Below are 15,299 nucleotides of genomic sequence, written 5' to 3'. Positions count from 1 at the left end.
AAGTAGAAGTAGAAGTAGAAAGACTGTTTTACTGAAGCCTTAACGTCAAGAGTTATAAAGAAAGAAATGGGGCGTAGGCTGTTTTATGAATGAGTAGATAAATAAAAAGCCAGGCTAAAAGCCTGGCTTCTTATTTGAACGAACCGAGAGATTACTCAGCTGCTTCTTCTGCAGCTGTCTCTGGACGATCTACCAACTCGATGTAAGCCATAGGGGCTTTATCGCCGGCACGTACACCGCATTTCAGAATGCGAGTGTAACCGCCTGCACGAGAGGCAAAACGTGGACCCAGTTCGTTGAACAGCTTCGCTACAACTTCGTCGTTACGAGTACGAGCGAATGCAAGACGACGGTTAGCAACACTGTCGTTCTTTGCTAGGGTAATCAATGGCTCAATTACGCGACGCAGCTCTTTTGCCTTAGGCAGAGTAGTTTTGATAACTTCGTGAGTTACCAGCGAGCTAGCCATGTTGCTGAACATCGCTTTGCGATGGCTGCTGTTGCGATTGAGTTGACGACCACTCTTACGATGGCGCATGACCTAATCCTTCTAACTAAGTAATCAGAATCTGATTAATCTTCAGCGATTGATGCTGGCGGCCAGTTTTCCAGGCGCATACCCAGAGACAGACCACGTGAAGCCAGCACGTCTTTAATTTCAGTCAAAGACTTCTTACCAAGGTTTGGCGTCTTAAGAAGCTCAACCTCAGTACGCTGTACCAGATCACCGATGTAGTGGATCGCTTCTGCTTTCAAACAGTTAGCAGAGCGAACAGTTAGTTCAAGATCGTCTACAGGACGCAGTAGGATCGGATCGAACTCTGGCTTCTCTTCTTTCTCTTCAGGAACTCGTACATCACGCAGATCTACGAATGCGTCCAGTTGCTCAGCAAGAATAGTTGCTGCACGACGGATAGCTTCCTCAGGATCAAGAGTACCGTTAGTCTCCATATCGATAACCAGCTTGTCGAGGTCGGTACGCTGTTCAACACGTGCTGCTTCAACATTGTAAGCAATACGGTCTACTGGGCTGAACGTTGCATCTACAAGCAGACGGCCGATTGGACGCTCGTCTTCTTCAGTGTGAATACGCGCTGACGCTGGTACGTAGCCGCGACCACGTTCTACCTTGATTCGCATGCTGATTTCAGCATTTGAATCTGTCAGGTGGCAGATTACGTGTTCTGGGTTCGCAATCTCAACACCACCGTCGTGGGTGATGTCGCCTGCAACAACAGGGCCTGCACCAGACTTATTCAGGGTTAGGATAACTTCATCTTTACCCTCTACCTTAACGGCAAGACCTTTAAGGTTAAGCAGGATTTCCAGGATATCTTCCTGTACGCCCTCTTTGGTGCTGTACTCGTGCAACACGCCGTCAATTTCTACTTCTGTCACTGCACAACCAGGCATAGACGACAGTAGGATGCGACGTAGAGCATTACCTAGGGTGTGACCAAAGCCACGCTCTAGCGGCTCAAGAGTTACTTTTGCGTGCGTCGAGCTAACTTGTTCGATGTCAACCAGACGCGGCTTAAGAAATTCTGTTACAGAACCCTGCATTGTGTCCTCTCTTTAGTTTAGCCTTACTTAGAGTAAAGCTCGACGATCAGGTGTTCGTTGATGTCAGCAGACAAATCTGAACGCTCTGGCAGGCGCTTGAAAGTGCCTTCCATTTTGTTGCTGTCTACTTCGATCCAAGTTGGCAGCTCGCGCTGAGCAGCAATTTCAAGAGCTGCTTTGATGCGTGCTTGGTTCTTAGCTTTCTCGCGAATGCTAACAACGTCGTTGGCCGTTACCTTGAAAGAAGGAACGTTAACCACTTTACCGTTTACCAGGATCGCTTTGTGGCTTACCAGCTGACGTGATTCTGCGCGAGTTGCGCCGAAGCCCATGCGGTAAACTACGTTATCTAGACGACCTTCAAGAAGTTGCAGCAGGTTTTCACCTGTGTTGCCTTTGATGCGAGCAGCTTCTTTGTAGTAGTTACGGAATTGTTTTTCCAGAACGCCGTAGATACGACGAACTTTTTGCTTCTCACGAAGCTGAACGCCATAGTCAGACAGACGGCCGCGACGTGCGCCGTGTACGCCTGGGGCGTTATCAATTTTACACTTGGTATCAATCGCGCGTACGCCTGACTTCAGGAACAAGTCAGTACCTTCGCGACGGCTAAGCTTCAGCTTAGGACCCAAATATCTTGCCATGATCTTTCTCCAGAATTCTAAGAAACAGCGTTATACGCGACGTTTCTTAGGTGGACGACAACCGTTATGTGGGATTGGAGTCGCATCAACAATGTTAGTGATACGGAAACCAGCCGCGTTCAGTGCGCGAATAGTAGATTCACGACCTGGACCTGGGCCCTTAACCATAACTTCCAGGTTCTTCAGGCCATATTCTTTAGCCATCTCACCACAACGCTCAGCAGCAACCTGTGCAGCGAACGGAGTTGATTTACGAGAACCACGGAAACCAGAACCACCTGCAGTAGCCCATGCTAGAGCGTTACCTTGACGGTCAGTAATGGTTACGATTGTGTTGTTGAAAGACGCATGGATGTGCGCTACGCCGTCAGCAACTTGCTTGCGTACGCGTTTACGTGCGCGATTTGGTTGTTTAGCCATAGTACTTTACCTACCCCGATTATTTCTTGATCGGCTTGCGCGGACCCTTACGGGTACGAGCATTGGTCTTCGTACGCTGGCCACGTAGTGGCAAGCTGCGACGATGACGCAAACCGCGGTAACAACCAAGGTCCATCAGACGCTTGATGTTCATGGAAACTTCACGACGTAGATCACCTTCTACAGTGTACTTGGCAACGCCATCACGCAGTAGATCGATCTGCTCTTCAGTTAGTTCACTGATCTTAGTGCTTTCAGCAATACCAGTCTCAGCTAGGATAGCTTTTGAACGGGTTTTACCGATACCGTAGATCGCAGTCAGTGCGATTACAGCATGCTTCTGATCAGGAATGTTAATGCCTGCAATACGGGCCACTATTCACTCCTAGTACTTTATCAAGAAGAACCGCTGCAGAGCCCGTTTAGGATACGCAGCGGCTATACCACTTCTTTTGCACACACAAAAGGTGGGCTGGCTAATGTAGCCAGCCTGCCTAAATTTTGCAAGAAAAATATTCTGCTATTAGCCTTGGCGCTGCTTGTGCTTTGGCTCACTGCAAATCACGCGAACAACACCGTTACGCTTGATAACTTTACAGTTACGGCAGATTTTCTTAACGGAAGCACGAACTTTCATTGCTAAACTCCGTAAATGTCAATCTGTTAGCGGCCGTAGCCTTTCAGATTGGCTTTCTTCAACACGGACTCATATTGTTGAGACATCAGATGTGTCTGAACTTGAGCCATAAAGTCCATGATTACTACGACTACGATAAGTAGGGAAGTTCCGCCAAAATAGAAGCGTACGTTCCAAGCAATCATCATGAACTCGGGGATCAGACAGATAAATGTGATATACAACGCGCCTGCTAATGTCAGTCGAGTCATCACTTTATCTATGTACTTCGCAGTCTGCTCGCCCGGGCGAATACCAGGTACGAATGCACCAGACTTCTTCAGATTGTCTGCTGTCTCACGCGGGTTGAAAACCAACGCCGTGTAGAAGAAACAGAAGAAGATAATCGCAGCAGCATAAAGGATTACATACAGTGGTTGACCAGGGCTCAGTGCCAATGACACATCCGCCAACCAGCCCAACTGTTCACTCTGACCAAACCATTGAGCCAGTGTGCCTGGGAACAGGATAATACTTGATGCAAAAATCGCTGGAATTACGCCTGCCATATTTAGTTTCAATGGCAGGTGTGTGCTTTGCGCAGCGAAGACACGACGGCCTTGCTGACGCTTCGCGTAGTTAACAACGATTCGACGTTGACCACGCTCTACAAACACTACGAATGCAATTACTGCGAATGCAATTACCGCAATCAACAGAAGAAGAAGCACGTGCAATTCACCTTGACGCGCTTGCTCGGCTGTTTGTCCGATAGCGGATGGCAATCCTGCAACGATACCCGCGAAAATAATCAGGGATATACCGTTACCGATACCTCGCTCAGTGATCTGTTCACCTAACCACATCAGGAACATGGTGCCAGTGACCAAGCTCACAACAGCAGTAAAGTAGAAGCCAAGGCCTGGAGTTACCACCAGACCCGGAATCATACTTGGCAAGCCTGTAGCGATACCAATCGCTTGGAAGGTTGCCAATACCAGCGTGCCGTAGCGGGTGTACTGACTGATCTTACGACGGCCAGACTCCCCTTCTTTCTTCAACTCAGCCAAAGCTGGATGAACTACCGTAAGCAGCTGGACAATAATCGATGCCGAAATATACGGCATGATGCCCAGCGCCAGGATAGAAGCACGCTCAAGAGCACCACCAGAGAACATGTTAAACAGTTCAATGATGGTACCTTGTTGCTGTTCGAACAGATCGGCAAGTACAGCAGCGTCAATACCAGGAATTGGCACAAAAGAACCGGCGCGGAATACGAGCAACGCACCTACCACAAAGAGTAGACGGCTTTTCAGCTCCGCAAGTCCACCTTTTGCACTACTAAAATTTTGTCCTGGTTGTTTTGCCATCTGTACCTCGTCCTCGAGCTAATTATTCCTCGATTTTACCGCCAGCAGCTTCGATTGCAGCTTGAGCGCCTTTAGTAACGCGAAGACCTTTCACAGTCACTGAGCGTGCAATCTCACCAGACAGTACGATTTTCGCCGTACGGATGTCTTTAGTGATTACGTTTGCAGCTTTCAGTGTCTCAAGGCTTACTACGTCACCTTCAACTTTAGCCAGTTCGCTCAGGCGAACTTCAGCTGCAGTCAGGCTCTTGCGAGAAGTAAAACCAAATTTTGGCAGACGCTGTTTCAAAGGCATTTGACCGCCTTCGAAACCTGGGCGTACAGAACCACCTGAACGTGATTTCTGACCTTTGTGACCACGGCCACCAGTTTTGCCCAGGCCTGAACCGATACCACGGCCAACGCGCTTCTTAGAAGGCTTTGAACCCGCAGCCGGAGATAGAGTATTCAGACGCATTGTGATTACTCCTCCACTTTAACCATGTAGTAAACTTGATTGATCATGCCGCGTACGCAAGCAGTATCTTCAAGTTCAACAGTGTGGTTGATGCGACGTAGGCCCAAGCCACGCAGGGTAGCTTTATGTTTCGGCAAACGACCGATTGAGCTACGAGTCTGAGTTACTTTGATAGTTTTAGCCATGTCGAATTACCCCAGAATTTCGTTAACTGGCAGACCGCGCTTAGCAGCTACCATTTCTGGAGACTTCATACCACCCAGGCCATCGATCGTTGCACGAACGATGTTGATTGGGTTAGTAGAACCGTATGCTTTTGCCAGAACGTTGCGAACACCCGCAACTTCCAGAACCGCACGCATCGCACCACCTGCGATGATACCCGTACCTTCTGATGCAGGCTGCATGTACACTTTAGAACCAGTGTGGCGGCCTTTAACAGCGTGGTGAAGAGTACCTTCGTTCAGCGCAACGGTAACCATGTTACGGCGCGCTTTTTCCATTGATTTTTGGATCGCTGCAGGTACTTCACGGGCTTTGCCGTAACCGAAACCTACACGACCATTGCCATCACCAACTACAGTCAGAGCGGTGAAGCTGAAGATGCGACCACCTTTAACCGTCTTAGAAACACGGTTAACAGCAATCAGCTTCTCATGCAAATCACTTTGTTGTTTATCGTTAGCCATCTTTCCGCCTACCTTAGAATTTCAGACCAGCTTCACGGGCAGCATCTGCCAGTGCAGCCACACGGCCGTGGTATTGGAAACCGGAACGGTCAAAAGCAACAGATTCGATGCCTTTTTCCTTCGCACGCTCAGCGATAGCTTTACCTACTGCTGCTGCGGCTTCTTTATTACCGGTGCTCTTCACTTGCTCACGGATCGCTTTTTCTACGGTAGAAGCAGCTGCGATTACTTCGGAGCCATTTGCCGCGATAACCTGTGCGTACACATGACGTGGAGTACGGTGTACCACTAGGCGAGTCGCACCCAGTTCAGCAATCTTGCGACGCGCTCGGGTCGCACGACGGATACGAGCAATTTTCTTATCCATAGTGTTACCTTACTTCTTCTTAGCTTCTTTAGTACGCACAACTTCGTCAGCGTAACGAACACCTTTACCTTTGTAAGGCTCAGGCTGACGGTATGCGCGGATGTCAGCAGCTACTTGACCAACCAATTGTTTGTCTGTACCAGTCAAAACAATTTCAGTTTGGCTTGGGCATTCTGCTTTGATACCTGCAGGCAGTTCATGTTCAACAGGGTGAGAGAAACCCAGAGTCAGAGCGACTGAGTTACCTTTCATTGCTGCACGATAACCAACACCTTTCAGGATCAGTTTCTTGGTATAGCCTTCAGTAACACCAACAACCATGTTGTTCACCAGTGCACGTGCGGTACCTGCTTGAGCGTTTGCTTTAGCAATACCTTCGCGTGGCGCGAACTTCACAGCGTTGTCTTCTTGGCTTAGTTCCACTGCGTCGTTGATAACGCGGGTCAGTTCACCCTTGCTACCTTTAACAGTGATTTCCTGACCGTTCAGTTTCACCTCTACGCCGGCAGGAATTACTACGGGTGCTTTTGCAACACGAGACATTTCCTACTCCTTACGCTACGTAGCAGATGATTTCGCCGCCCAGACCCGCTTTGCGAGCTGCACGGTCGGTCATCAAACCTTTAGAAGTTGATACTACAGCAATACCCAGACCACCCATTACAGAAGGCAGCTCATCTTTTTTCTTATAGATGCGCAGACCTGGACGGCTTACACGTTGGATTTGCTCGATAACTGGTTTAGCTTCGAAGTACTTCAGAGTAACTTCCAGCTCAGGCTTAACTTCGCCAGAAACAGCGTAGTCAGCCACATAACCTTCAGCTTTCAGCAGCTCAGCAATTGCCACTTTCAGCTTTGACGAAGGCATCTTAACAGCAACTTTAGTTGCTGCCTGACCGTTGCGGATGCGGGTCAGCATATCCGAAATCGGATCTTGCATGCTCATAAGTCTTTACTCCCGTGATTCAATTACCAGCTCGCCTTACGCAGACCCGGAATCTCGCCTTTCATGCAAGCTTCACGAACCTTGATTCGGCTCAGGCCGAATTTGCGCAGGTAGCCATGTGGACGACCAGTCTGGTTACAGCGGTTACGCTGACGAGACTTAGCAGAATCACGCGGTAGAGTTTGAAGCTTCAGGACTGCATCCCAACGCTCTTCTTCAGACGCGTTAACGTTTTTGATGATAGCTTTCAGTGCAGCACGCTTCTCAGCGAACTTTGCTACCAGCTTCGCGCGTTTTACTTCACGCGCTTTCATTGATTGCTTAGCCATTACAGTAACCCTTCACCTTACTTACGGAATGGGAAGTTAAAGGCAGCCAGCAGAGCTTGACCTTCCTCATCAGTCGCCGCTGTGGTAGTGATAGTAATATCAAGACCACGGATACGATCTACTTTGTCGTAGTCGATCTCTGGGAAGATGATTTGCTCACGAACGCCCATGCTATAGTTACCGCGACCGTCGAATGATTTCGAGCTAACGCCACGGAAGTCACGCACACGTGGAAGAGCGATTGAAATCAGACGCTCTAGGAATTCCCACATACGCTCGCCACGCAGGGTTACTTTACAGCCAATTGGGTAGCCCTCACGGATCTTGAAGCCAGCAACAGACTTACGTGCTTTAGTGATCAGCGGCTTTTGACCTGTGATTGATGCCAGGTCAGATGCTGCGTTCTCAAGCAGTTTTTTGTCGTTGATTGCTTCGCCCACACCCATGTTCAGGGTGATCTTTTCGATCCTTGGGACTTGCATGATACTCTTGTATTCGAACTTTTCAGCCAGTTCTTTTACAACAGTCTCTTTGTAGTAATCATGCAGTTTCGCCATAGTGTACTACTCCAGAATTACTTAAATAATTTCGCCATTCGATTTGAAGAAACGAACTTTTTTGCCGTCTTCGAATCGGAAGCCTACACGGTCTGCTTTACCAGTTGCCGCGTTGTAGATAGCAACGTTAGAAACGTCCACTGCAGCTTCTTTTTCTACGATGCCGCCTTGGATGCCCAGAGCCGGAACAGGCTTCTGGTGTTTCTTAACCAGGTTGATACCTTCAACGATAACTTTACCAGTGGTCAGAACCTTACTTACTTTACCTTTCTTGCCTTTGTCTTTACCGGCAAGAACGATAACTTCGTCGTTACGACGGATTTTAGCTGCCATTTTAACCGCTCCTTACAGAACTTCTGGCGCCAGAGACACAATCTTCATGAACTTATCGCCACGAAGTTCGCGTGTCACAGGACCAAAGATACGGGTACCGACTGGTTGCTCAGTAGTGTTGTTCAACAATACACAAGCATTACGGTCGAAGCGAATGACAGAGCCATCTGGACGACGAACGCCTTTACGGGTGCGAACTACAACCGCCTTCAGGACATCACCTTTTTTAACTTTACCGCGTGGGATTGCATCTTTAACGGTAACTTTGATGACGTCGCCGATATGGGCGTAGCGACGGTGTGAACCACCCAGCACCTTAATACACATTACGCTGCGAGCGCCGGAGTTATCGGCTGCATCCAGCATACTTTGCATTTGGATCATTGTTAGTGCTCCGCTGTTATTACATCTAGACCCATCTCGGGTCGGGCTGCCTCATTACAAGGGCGGCGAATAATAACACTATTTTTTGAAGATGGGTAGATAAAAAATAAACGGCTCCGAAATGGGAGCCGCTTTGTTTTTTATCGCTGGAAAGCTTGCCTTACAGGCGTGCTTTCTCAACTACGCGTACCAGAGTCCAAGACTTAGTCTTAGACAGTGGACGGCACTCACGGATCTCAACGGTATCGCCTTGTGCGCACTCGTTGTTTTCGTCATGAGCGTGCAGTTTAGTCGTACGCTTGATGAATTTACCGTAGATTGGGTGTTTCACCTGGCGTTCGATAGCAACAACGATAGATTTATCCATCTTGTCGCTAATTACACGACCTTGTTGAGTACGGATTTTGTCGCTCATTATGCGTTGCCCTTCTGGTTCAGAACGGTTTTAACACGTGCGATATCGCGACGAACGTTCTTCAGAGTGTGAGTTTGCTGAAGTTGACCAGTAGCCGCTTGCATGCGCAGGTTGAATTGCTCACGCAGCAGACCCAGCAGTTCTTCATTCAGCTGCTCTACGCTCTTTTCGCGAAGTTCTTGTGCTTTCATCACATCACCGCCTTAGTTACGAAAGTGGTTTTGATAGGTAGTTTACGAGAAGCCAGCTCGAATGCTTCGCGAGCAAGGCTTTCAGAAACACCATCCATCTCGTACAGGACTTTACCTGGTTGGATTTGTGCAACCCAGTAGCTCACAGAACCCTTACCTTTACCCTGACGAACTTCCAGAGGTTTGGTAGTGATTGGCTTGTCTGGGAACACACGGATCCAGATTTGACCCTGACGCTTGATGTGACGAGTCATAGCACGACGTGCAGCTTCGATCTGACGCGCAGTGATACGACCACGACCAACAGCTTTCAGGCCGAAGGTACCGAAGCTTACGTCAGTACCTGCAGCAAGACCGCGGTTACGACCCTTATGAGTCTTGCGGAACTTAGTACGTTTTGGTTGAAGCATCGATAGACTCCTTACTTACGGCCTTTACGCTGCTTCTTAGGCTTGTCAGCCTGTGGCTCTGCTACTGGCATGCCGCCCAGAACTTCACCTTTGAAGATCCAAACTTTAATACCAATTACACCGTAAGTGGTGTGAGCCGAAGAAGTTGCGTAATCAATGTCAGCACGAAGAGTGTGCAGTGGCACACGGCCTTCACGGTACCACTCGGTACGAGCGATTTCAGCACCGCCAAGACGGCCGCTTACTTCCACTTTGATACCCTTGGCACCCAGACGCATTGCGTTCTGTACCGCACGCTTCATAGCGCGACGGAACATAACACGACGCTCTAGCTGAGACGCGATGCTGTCACCAACCAGTTGTGCGTCAAGCTCAGGCTTGCGTACTTCTGCGATGTTGATTTGAGCAGGAACACCTGCCAGCTGTGCAACGCGAGCGCGCAGTTTTTCTACGTCTTCGCCTTTCTTACCGATAACAACGCCTGGGCGAGCAGTGTGGATAGTCACACGGATGCTCTTCGCAGGACGCTCGATAACGATACGAGAAACAGACGCTTTAGACAGTTCTTTAGTCAGGAACTGACGTACCTTGAAGTCGCCGTCTAGGTTGTCAGCGAAATCTTGGCTGTTAGCAAACCAAGTGGAATTCCAAGGCTTACAGATGCCAAGACGAATACCATTAGGATGTACTTTTTGACCCATTGCTTTCTCTCCTCGTCTCTTAGCGGTCTGCTACAACAACAGTGATGTGGCTAGAACGCTTCAAGATGCGATCGGCACGGCCTTTTGCACGAGGCATGATGCGCTTCATGACTGGGCCTTCGTCAACGAAGATTTTTGCTACAGACAGATCATCGATGTCTGCGCCTTCGTTATGCTCAGCGTTTGCAATTGCAGACTCCAGCACCTTCTTGATCAGATCAGCAGCTTTTTTGTCGCTGAAAGTCAGAAGTTCAATTGCTTGTGCAACGTTTTTACCGCGCACTTGGTCTGCTACCAAACGTGCTTTCTGAGGCGAAATACGAGCAAAGCGATGTTTAGCAATAGCTTCCATATCTTAACTCCTTAACGCTTCTTAGCTTTCTTATCAGCAGCGTGGCCGCGATAAGTACGTGTTGGTGCAAATTCGCCCAGCTTGTGACCGATCATCTCATCAGTGATGAAAACAGGTACGTGCTGACGACCATTATGGACAGCGATGGTCAAACCGATCATCTGAGGGATGATCATTGAACGACGGGACCAAGTCTTAACAGGCTTCTTGTCACCGCTTTCCAACGCTTTCTCTACCTTCTTCAGCAAGTGCAGGTCAATAAAAGGACCTTTCTTGAGAGAACGTGGCATGGCTTATCCTCTGATATAAATTACTTGTTACGACGACGTACGATGTACTTGTCGGTACGTTTGTTCTTACGGGTCTTGAAGCCTTTAGTAGGCATACCCCAAGGAGATACTGGGTGACGACCGCCCGAAGTACGACCTTCACCACCACCGTGTGGGTGGTCTACTGGGTTCATTGCAACACCACGTACTGTTGGACGAACGCCCTTCCAGCGAGTAGCACCTGCTTTACCCAGTTCACGCAGCATGTGTTCTGCGTTACCAACTTCACCGATGGTCGCACGACCTTCAGAAAGAACTTTACGCATCTCACCAGAACGCAGACGAATAGTTACGTATGCGCCATCGCGAGCTACGATTTGTGCGTATGCACCAGCTGAACGAGCCAGCTGAGCACCTTTACCAGGCTTCAGTTCAACGTTGTGAACTGTAGAACCTACTGGGATGTTGCGCATTGGCAGGCTGTTGCCTACTTTGATCGCAGCATCTGAACCAGATTGGATCTGGTCGCCAGCTTTCAGGCCTTTAGGTGCAATGATGTAACGACGCTCACCGTCTGCGTACAGAACCAGTGCGATGTTCGCGCTACGGTTTGGATCGTATTCCAGACGCTCAACTTTCGCTGGGATGCCGTCTTTAGTACGTTTGAAGTCAATTACACGGTAGTGTTGCTTATGACCACCACCGATGTGACGTACAGTGATACGACCGTTGTTGTTACGACCACCAGACTTAGAGTTTTTCTCCAGCAGTGGTGCGTAAGGCTTACCTTTGTACAGGTCAGCGTTTACAATCTTAACAACGTGACGACGACCCGGTGAAGTAGGCTTACATTTAACAATTGCCATTTTCTGTTACTCCTCCGTCTTACTCAGCGCCGCCAGCGAAGTCGATGTCTTGACCTTCTTTCAAGATAACGTACGCTTTTTTCACGTCTGAACGACGGCCTTGGCGCATACCTTGACGTTTGGTCTTACCCTTAGTGATAAGAGTATTTACAGACTTCACTTCAACTTCGAACAGTTTCTCAACTGCTGCTTTGATCTCTCTCTTAGTCGCAGTCATCGCTACTTTGAAAACGATAGTGTTACCGTTTTCAGCAGCCATGGTTGCTTTTTCAGAGATGTGCGGAGCACGCAGAACTTTCAGGATACGCTCTTCAGTGATCATCCCAGCATCTCCTCAACTTGCTTAACTGCAGCTGCAGTCATAACTACTTTGTCGAAAGCGATCAGGCTAACTGGGTCAATGCCTGCTGCATCGCGAACATCAACCTTGTACAGGTTGCGCGCTGCCAAGAACAGGTTCTCATCAACTTCTGCAGTTACGATCAGAGCTTCAGACAGCTCAAGCTCTTTCAGCTTAGCGATCAGCTCTTTAGTTTTTGGTGCTTCTACTGAGAAGTTATCAACAACGATCAGACGCTCTTGACGAACCAGCTCAGACAGGATGCTTTTAATAGCACCACGGTACATTTTCTTGTTAACTTTCTGGCTGTGGTCCTGAGGACGCGCAGCGAAAGTTACACCACCCGAGCGCCAGATTGGGCTACGGATTGTACCTGCACGAGCGCGACCAGTACCCTTCTGACGCCATGGCTTAGCACCGCCACCTGATACGTCTGAACGAGTCTTTTGCGCACGAGTACCTTGACGGGCACCAGCTGCGTATGCAACTACTACTTGGTGAACCAGAGCTTCGTTGAACTCACGCCCGAAGGTAGTTTCGGAAACAGTCAGCGCGTCAGCGCCTTTTACTACCAATTCCATTACTATCTCCTCGACGTTACGCTTTAACGGCTGGTTTAACGATCACGTTGCTGCCAGTCGCACCTGGTACTGCACCTTTGATAAGAAGCAGTTTGCGCTCAGCGTCAACACGTACGATCTCAAGGTTTTGAGTAGTTACCTGCTCTGCACCCATGTGACCTGCCATTTTCTTGCCTTTGAATACGCGACCTGGAGTCTGACATTGACCGATAGAACCAGGAGCACGGTGAGACAAGGAGTTACCGTGGGTCATATCTTGAGTACGGAAGTTCCAACGCTTAACAGCGCCTTGGAAGCCCTTACCTTTAGATGTGCCAGTAACGTCTACTTTTTTGATTTCAGCGAACAGATCTACGTTCAGCTCAGCGCCTACTTCGAAATCTTCGCCGTTTTCCAGACGGAATTCCCACAGACCGCGGCCAGCTTCAACACCTGCTTTCGCAAAGTGACCAGCTTCTGGCTTAGTTACGCGGCTTGCTTTCTTAGCGCCTGAAGTTACTTGGATAGCAGAGTAACCATCTACTTCAGGAGTACGTACCTGAGTAACACGGTTAGTTTCTACTTCTACAACGGTTACAGGGATAGAAACGCCTTCTTCAGTGAAGATGCGAGTCATGCCCACTTTACGACCGACTAGACCAATCATTATTAACTCCCCTCTTAACCCAGGCTGATTTGAACATCAACGCCCGCAGCAAGGTCAAGACGCATCAGAGCGTCAACAGTTTTATCTGTTGGCTCAACGATGTCGATCAGACGCTTGTGAGTACGGATTTCGTACTGGTCACGTGCATCTTTGTTTACGTGCGGAGAGATAAGAACGGTGAAGCGCTCTTTGCGAGTTGGCAGAGGGATTGGACCCTTCACCTGCGCACCAGTGCGCTTAGCGGTTTCAACGATTTCCGCAGTAGACTGATCGATCAAACGGTGATCGAAAGCCTTCAGGCGGATACGGATACGTTGGTTCTGCATTAGACAGAGCTCCAAATTAAAAAATTACACAAACAATATCGCCACTCAACCTTATCTAGATAAGGGAATGTCGATTGATTTATGTGAAACCGTAGTACCAATATCTGGTACATTGTCAGCCATTTTATATGACTGCGAACATAAGCGGAGTATACATTACCGACCTCATCAGGCTGAGCCTACAACGATGGGTCTTCCTCCTGTGCTCATTGGTTCACAACTGCACGCTTGAGAGCAAATGTCTCAGGCAGTGCGGGCATTATACAGATCACAATTTGCTTTGCAAGTGGCGTTTAAAAAATAATCAGGCGTTAGATAAGCGAGTAAAACTGCGGTCTCTGGCTTTGGCGTAGGTACAAAAAAGGAGCCTCTTTTGGGCTCCCTTTATCCTCATTCAAAATCTTGCTCAAGAGTCATCACATTCAATCATTTGCGCTTGATTGTAATTCTGGATACCTACTTTATCGATAAGTCCCAGCTGAGTTTCCAGCCAATCAACATGTTCTTCTTCCTCTTCCAGAATATCCTGGAACAGGTCGCGCGAAACATAATCACGCACACTCTCAGCGTATTCAATGGCATCACGCAGATCAGGAATAGCATCCATTTCCAACGCTAAATCGCACTCTAGCATTTCTTTGGTATCTTCACCTATGCGCAATTTACCCAGATCTTGCAGGTTAGGTATGCCTTCGAGGAAAAGGATACGCTCTATCAAATCATCCGCATGTTTCATCTCATCGATAGACTCTTCGTATTCTTTATCAGCAATCGCTTTCAATCCCCAGTCCTTGTACATTCGGGCATGAAGGAAATACTGATTGATAGCAACAAGTTCGTTGCCCAGAATTTTGTTGAGATGTTGGATGATTTTTGGATCTGATTTCATATCGCGCACTCCTCTTTTCGGCATCTATTAAAAGTAGAACCGAATGAAGTGTGGTCAATGTCAGATATTAGACAAGAGGCACTTAGCCAACTTTCTTGTAGAGAGGATTTAACGCTGCTTCTTGAAGGATTTCCTTCGCAGGACGTATACATTTGCCACACTGCGAGCCAAGAGGCGTCAATTTTCTGATTTCACGGATATCATCAACCCCTTGCTCATAAGCAAGTTTTTTCAGTGTTTTATCAGAAATTCCATGGCACAGACAAACGTACATCTTTGTATCTTCCTCTACTAATCTAATAAACAATATAAACGAGAATTGTTAGCATTACCAATTCGTTTCTTCGATTGATTAGCGAAGAATAAAAGAAAACAACGAAGACAAGTTTTGAAGGAATATCACAGGCAGGTGATGCTAAGGAGATGTCTGCGGTCGTCAGAAATGAAAAAGGACGCCGAAGCGTCCTTTTTCTAGCATTGTGCTAATCAAAGCTTAATAAGAATTAAGCCAGGATCTTAGCAACAACACCCGCACCTACGGTACGGCCACCTTCACGGATAGCGAAGCGCAGGCCTTCGTCCATCGCGATTGGTGCAATCAGCTCAACAACCATTTGGATGTTGTCGCCTGGCAT

The 15,299-nt window shown here is 48.3% G+C and carries 30 protein-coding genes and 1 pseudogene; all 31 read right to left on the bottom strand.

The window, feature by feature from the left end; all coding sequences use genetic code 11:
* Positions 1-151 precede the first annotated feature (151 nt).
* On the bottom strand, positions 152-538 hold the full coding sequence (rplQ, locus tag RN22_RS18225; RefSeq protein ID WP_002541538.1) for a 50S ribosomal protein L17: 387 nt from the start codon (positions 536-538) through the stop codon (positions 152-154).
* Positions 539-573: 35 nt separating this feature from the next.
* Positions 574-1,563 carry a DNA-directed RNA polymerase subunit alpha gene (rpoA, locus tag RN22_RS18220; RefSeq protein WP_002541536.1) on the bottom strand — a complete coding sequence of 330 codons (990 nt, stop codon included), beginning with the start codon at positions 1,561-1,563 and terminating at the stop codon, positions 574-576.
* Positions 1,564-1,586: 23 nt separating this feature from the next.
* Positions 1,587-2,207: a 30S ribosomal protein S4 gene (rpsD, locus tag RN22_RS18215; RefSeq protein WP_002541535.1), complete on the bottom strand. Its 621-nt coding sequence runs from the start codon at positions 2,205-2,207 to the stop codon at positions 1,587-1,589.
* Between the two features lie 30 nt (positions 2,208-2,237).
* A complete protein-coding gene (gene rpsK / locus RN22_RS18210; protein ID WP_002541534.1) occupies positions 2,238-2,627 on the bottom strand; it encodes a 30S ribosomal protein S11 in 390 nt (129 codons plus the stop codon).
* A gap of 19 nt (positions 2,628-2,646) precedes the next feature.
* Positions 2,647-3,003, bottom strand: a complete 357-nt coding sequence (gene rpsM, locus RN22_RS18205) for a 30S ribosomal protein S13 (protein ID WP_002541533.1) — start codon at positions 3,001-3,003, stop codon at positions 2,647-2,649.
* Between the two features lie 147 nt (positions 3,004-3,150).
* On the bottom strand, positions 3,151-3,264 hold the full coding sequence (gene rpmJ / locus RN22_RS18200) for a 50S ribosomal protein L36 (protein ID WP_000868186.1): 114 nt from the start codon (positions 3,262-3,264) through the stop codon (positions 3,151-3,153).
* A gap of 26 nt (positions 3,265-3,290) precedes the next feature.
* Positions 3,291-4,616, bottom strand: coding sequence for a preprotein translocase subunit SecY (gene secY, locus RN22_RS18195; RefSeq protein WP_002541433.1), 1,326 nt, complete (start codon positions 4,614-4,616; stop codon positions 3,291-3,293).
* Positions 4,617-4,638: 22 nt separating this feature from the next.
* The gene (gene rplO, locus RN22_RS18190) at positions 4,639-5,073 is read right to left on the bottom strand and encodes a 50S ribosomal protein L15 (RefSeq protein WP_002541432.1); all 435 of its coding nucleotides are present in this window, start codon (positions 5,071-5,073) and stop codon (positions 4,639-4,641) included.
* A gap of 5 nt (positions 5,074-5,078) precedes the next feature.
* Positions 5,079-5,258: a 50S ribosomal protein L30 gene (gene rpmD, locus RN22_RS18185; RefSeq protein WP_002541431.1), complete on the bottom strand. Its 180-nt coding sequence runs from the start codon at positions 5,256-5,258 to the stop codon at positions 5,079-5,081.
* 6 nt (positions 5,259-5,264) lie between these two features.
* Positions 5,265-5,762, bottom strand: a complete 498-nt coding sequence (gene rpsE / locus RN22_RS18180; RefSeq protein WP_002541430.1) for a 30S ribosomal protein S5 — start codon at positions 5,760-5,762, stop codon at positions 5,265-5,267.
* A 13-nt stretch (positions 5,763-5,775) separates the two neighbouring features.
* Positions 5,776-6,129 (bottom strand): 50S ribosomal protein L18, encoded by a 354-nt coding sequence (gene rplR, locus RN22_RS18175; protein ID WP_002541429.1) that lies wholly within the window; start codon positions 6,127-6,129, stop codon positions 5,776-5,778.
* 9 nt (positions 6,130-6,138) lie between these two features.
* Complete coding sequence (gene rplF, locus RN22_RS18170) at positions 6,139-6,672, bottom strand: 50S ribosomal protein L6 (protein ID WP_002541428.1); 534 nt, start codon at positions 6,670-6,672, stop codon at positions 6,139-6,141.
* 10 nt (positions 6,673-6,682) lie between these two features.
* The gene (gene rpsH / locus RN22_RS18165; RefSeq protein WP_002541427.1) at positions 6,683-7,075 is read right to left on the bottom strand and encodes a 30S ribosomal protein S8; all 393 of its coding nucleotides are present in this window, start codon (positions 7,073-7,075) and stop codon (positions 6,683-6,685) included.
* 23 nt (positions 7,076-7,098) lie between these two features.
* A complete protein-coding gene (rpsN, locus tag RN22_RS18160; protein WP_002541426.1) occupies positions 7,099-7,404 on the bottom strand; it encodes a 30S ribosomal protein S14 in 306 nt (101 codons plus the stop codon).
* Positions 7,405-7,421: 17 nt separating this feature from the next.
* Positions 7,422-7,961 (bottom strand): 50S ribosomal protein L5, encoded by a 540-nt coding sequence (gene rplE / locus RN22_RS18155; RefSeq protein WP_002541425.1) that lies wholly within the window; start codon positions 7,959-7,961, stop codon positions 7,422-7,424.
* Positions 7,962-7,982: 21 nt separating this feature from the next.
* Complete coding sequence (gene rplX / locus RN22_RS18150) at positions 7,983-8,294, bottom strand: 50S ribosomal protein L24 (protein ID WP_002541424.1); 312 nt, start codon at positions 8,292-8,294, stop codon at positions 7,983-7,985.
* Between the two features lie 12 nt (positions 8,295-8,306).
* A complete protein-coding gene (gene rplN, locus RN22_RS18145) occupies positions 8,307-8,678 on the bottom strand; it encodes a 50S ribosomal protein L14 (RefSeq protein WP_002541423.1) in 372 nt (123 codons plus the stop codon).
* Between the two features lie 160 nt (positions 8,679-8,838).
* Complete coding sequence (gene rpsQ / locus RN22_RS18140) at positions 8,839-9,093, bottom strand: 30S ribosomal protein S17 (RefSeq protein WP_002541422.1); 255 nt, start codon at positions 9,091-9,093, stop codon at positions 8,839-8,841.
* Positions 9,093-9,284 (bottom strand): 50S ribosomal protein L29, encoded by a 192-nt coding sequence (rpmC, locus tag RN22_RS18135; RefSeq protein ID WP_002541421.1) that lies wholly within the window; start codon positions 9,282-9,284, stop codon positions 9,093-9,095. Before rpmC ends, rpsQ begins: the two co-directional genes overlap by 1 nt.
* Complete coding sequence (rplP, locus tag RN22_RS18130; RefSeq protein WP_002541420.1) at positions 9,284-9,694, bottom strand: 50S ribosomal protein L16; 411 nt, start codon at positions 9,692-9,694, stop codon at positions 9,284-9,286. The genes rpmC and rplP overlap by 1 nt, the downstream gene beginning before the upstream one ends.
* Before the next feature lie 11 nt (positions 9,695-9,705).
* A complete protein-coding gene (gene rpsC / locus RN22_RS18125; RefSeq protein WP_002541419.1) occupies positions 9,706-10,395 on the bottom strand; it encodes a 30S ribosomal protein S3 in 690 nt (229 codons plus the stop codon).
* A gap of 19 nt (positions 10,396-10,414) precedes the next feature.
* Entirely contained in the window at positions 10,415-10,747 is a 333-nt protein-coding gene (rplV, locus tag RN22_RS18120) for a 50S ribosomal protein L22 (protein WP_002541418.1), read from the bottom strand.
* A gap of 11 nt (positions 10,748-10,758) precedes the next feature.
* Positions 10,759-11,037 (bottom strand): 30S ribosomal protein S19, encoded by a 279-nt coding sequence (gene rpsS / locus RN22_RS18115; RefSeq protein ID WP_046306435.1) that lies wholly within the window; start codon positions 11,035-11,037, stop codon positions 10,759-10,761.
* A 20-nt stretch (positions 11,038-11,057) separates the two neighbouring features.
* Positions 11,058-11,882, bottom strand: a complete 825-nt coding sequence (rplB, locus tag RN22_RS18110; protein ID WP_002541416.1) for a 50S ribosomal protein L2 — start codon at positions 11,880-11,882, stop codon at positions 11,058-11,060.
* Between the two features lie 19 nt (positions 11,883-11,901).
* On the bottom strand, positions 11,902-12,204 hold the full coding sequence (gene rplW, locus RN22_RS18105; RefSeq protein WP_002541415.1) for a 50S ribosomal protein L23: 303 nt from the start codon (positions 12,202-12,204) through the stop codon (positions 11,902-11,904).
* Complete coding sequence (rplD, locus tag RN22_RS18100; RefSeq protein WP_002541414.1) at positions 12,201-12,803, bottom strand: 50S ribosomal protein L4; 603 nt, start codon at positions 12,801-12,803, stop codon at positions 12,201-12,203. Before rplD ends, rplW begins: the two co-directional genes overlap by 4 nt.
* Before the next feature lie 16 nt (positions 12,804-12,819).
* A complete protein-coding gene (rplC, locus tag RN22_RS18095) occupies positions 12,820-13,449 on the bottom strand; it encodes a 50S ribosomal protein L3 (protein ID WP_002541413.1) in 630 nt (209 codons plus the stop codon).
* Positions 13,450-13,463: 14 nt separating this feature from the next.
* Positions 13,464-13,775, bottom strand: coding sequence for a 30S ribosomal protein S10 (rpsJ, locus tag RN22_RS18090; protein WP_002541412.1), 312 nt, complete (start codon positions 13,773-13,775; stop codon positions 13,464-13,466).
* 406 nt (positions 13,776-14,181) lie between these two features.
* Positions 14,182-14,664, bottom strand: coding sequence for a bacterioferritin (bfr, locus tag RN22_RS18085; protein ID WP_002541410.1), 483 nt, complete (start codon positions 14,662-14,664; stop codon positions 14,182-14,184).
* 82 nt (positions 14,665-14,746) lie between these two features.
* Entirely contained in the window at positions 14,747-14,938 is a 192-nt protein-coding gene (locus tag RN22_RS18080) for a bacterioferritin-associated ferredoxin (RefSeq protein ID WP_002541409.1), read from the bottom strand.
* Positions 14,939-15,167: 229 nt separating this feature from the next.
* Positions 15,168-15,299 (bottom strand): annotated as a pseudogene (gene tuf, locus RN22_RS24760) (elongation factor Tu); the annotation flags it as partial.

Source organism: Grimontia sp. AD028, assembly GCF_000973155.1.
Lineage (GTDB): Bacteria > Pseudomonadota > Gammaproteobacteria > Enterobacterales > Vibrionaceae > Enterovibrio > Enterovibrio indicus.
The sequence above is the reverse complement of the archived record's forward strand: the minus strand, read 5'-3'. Positions and strand labels throughout refer to the sequence as shown.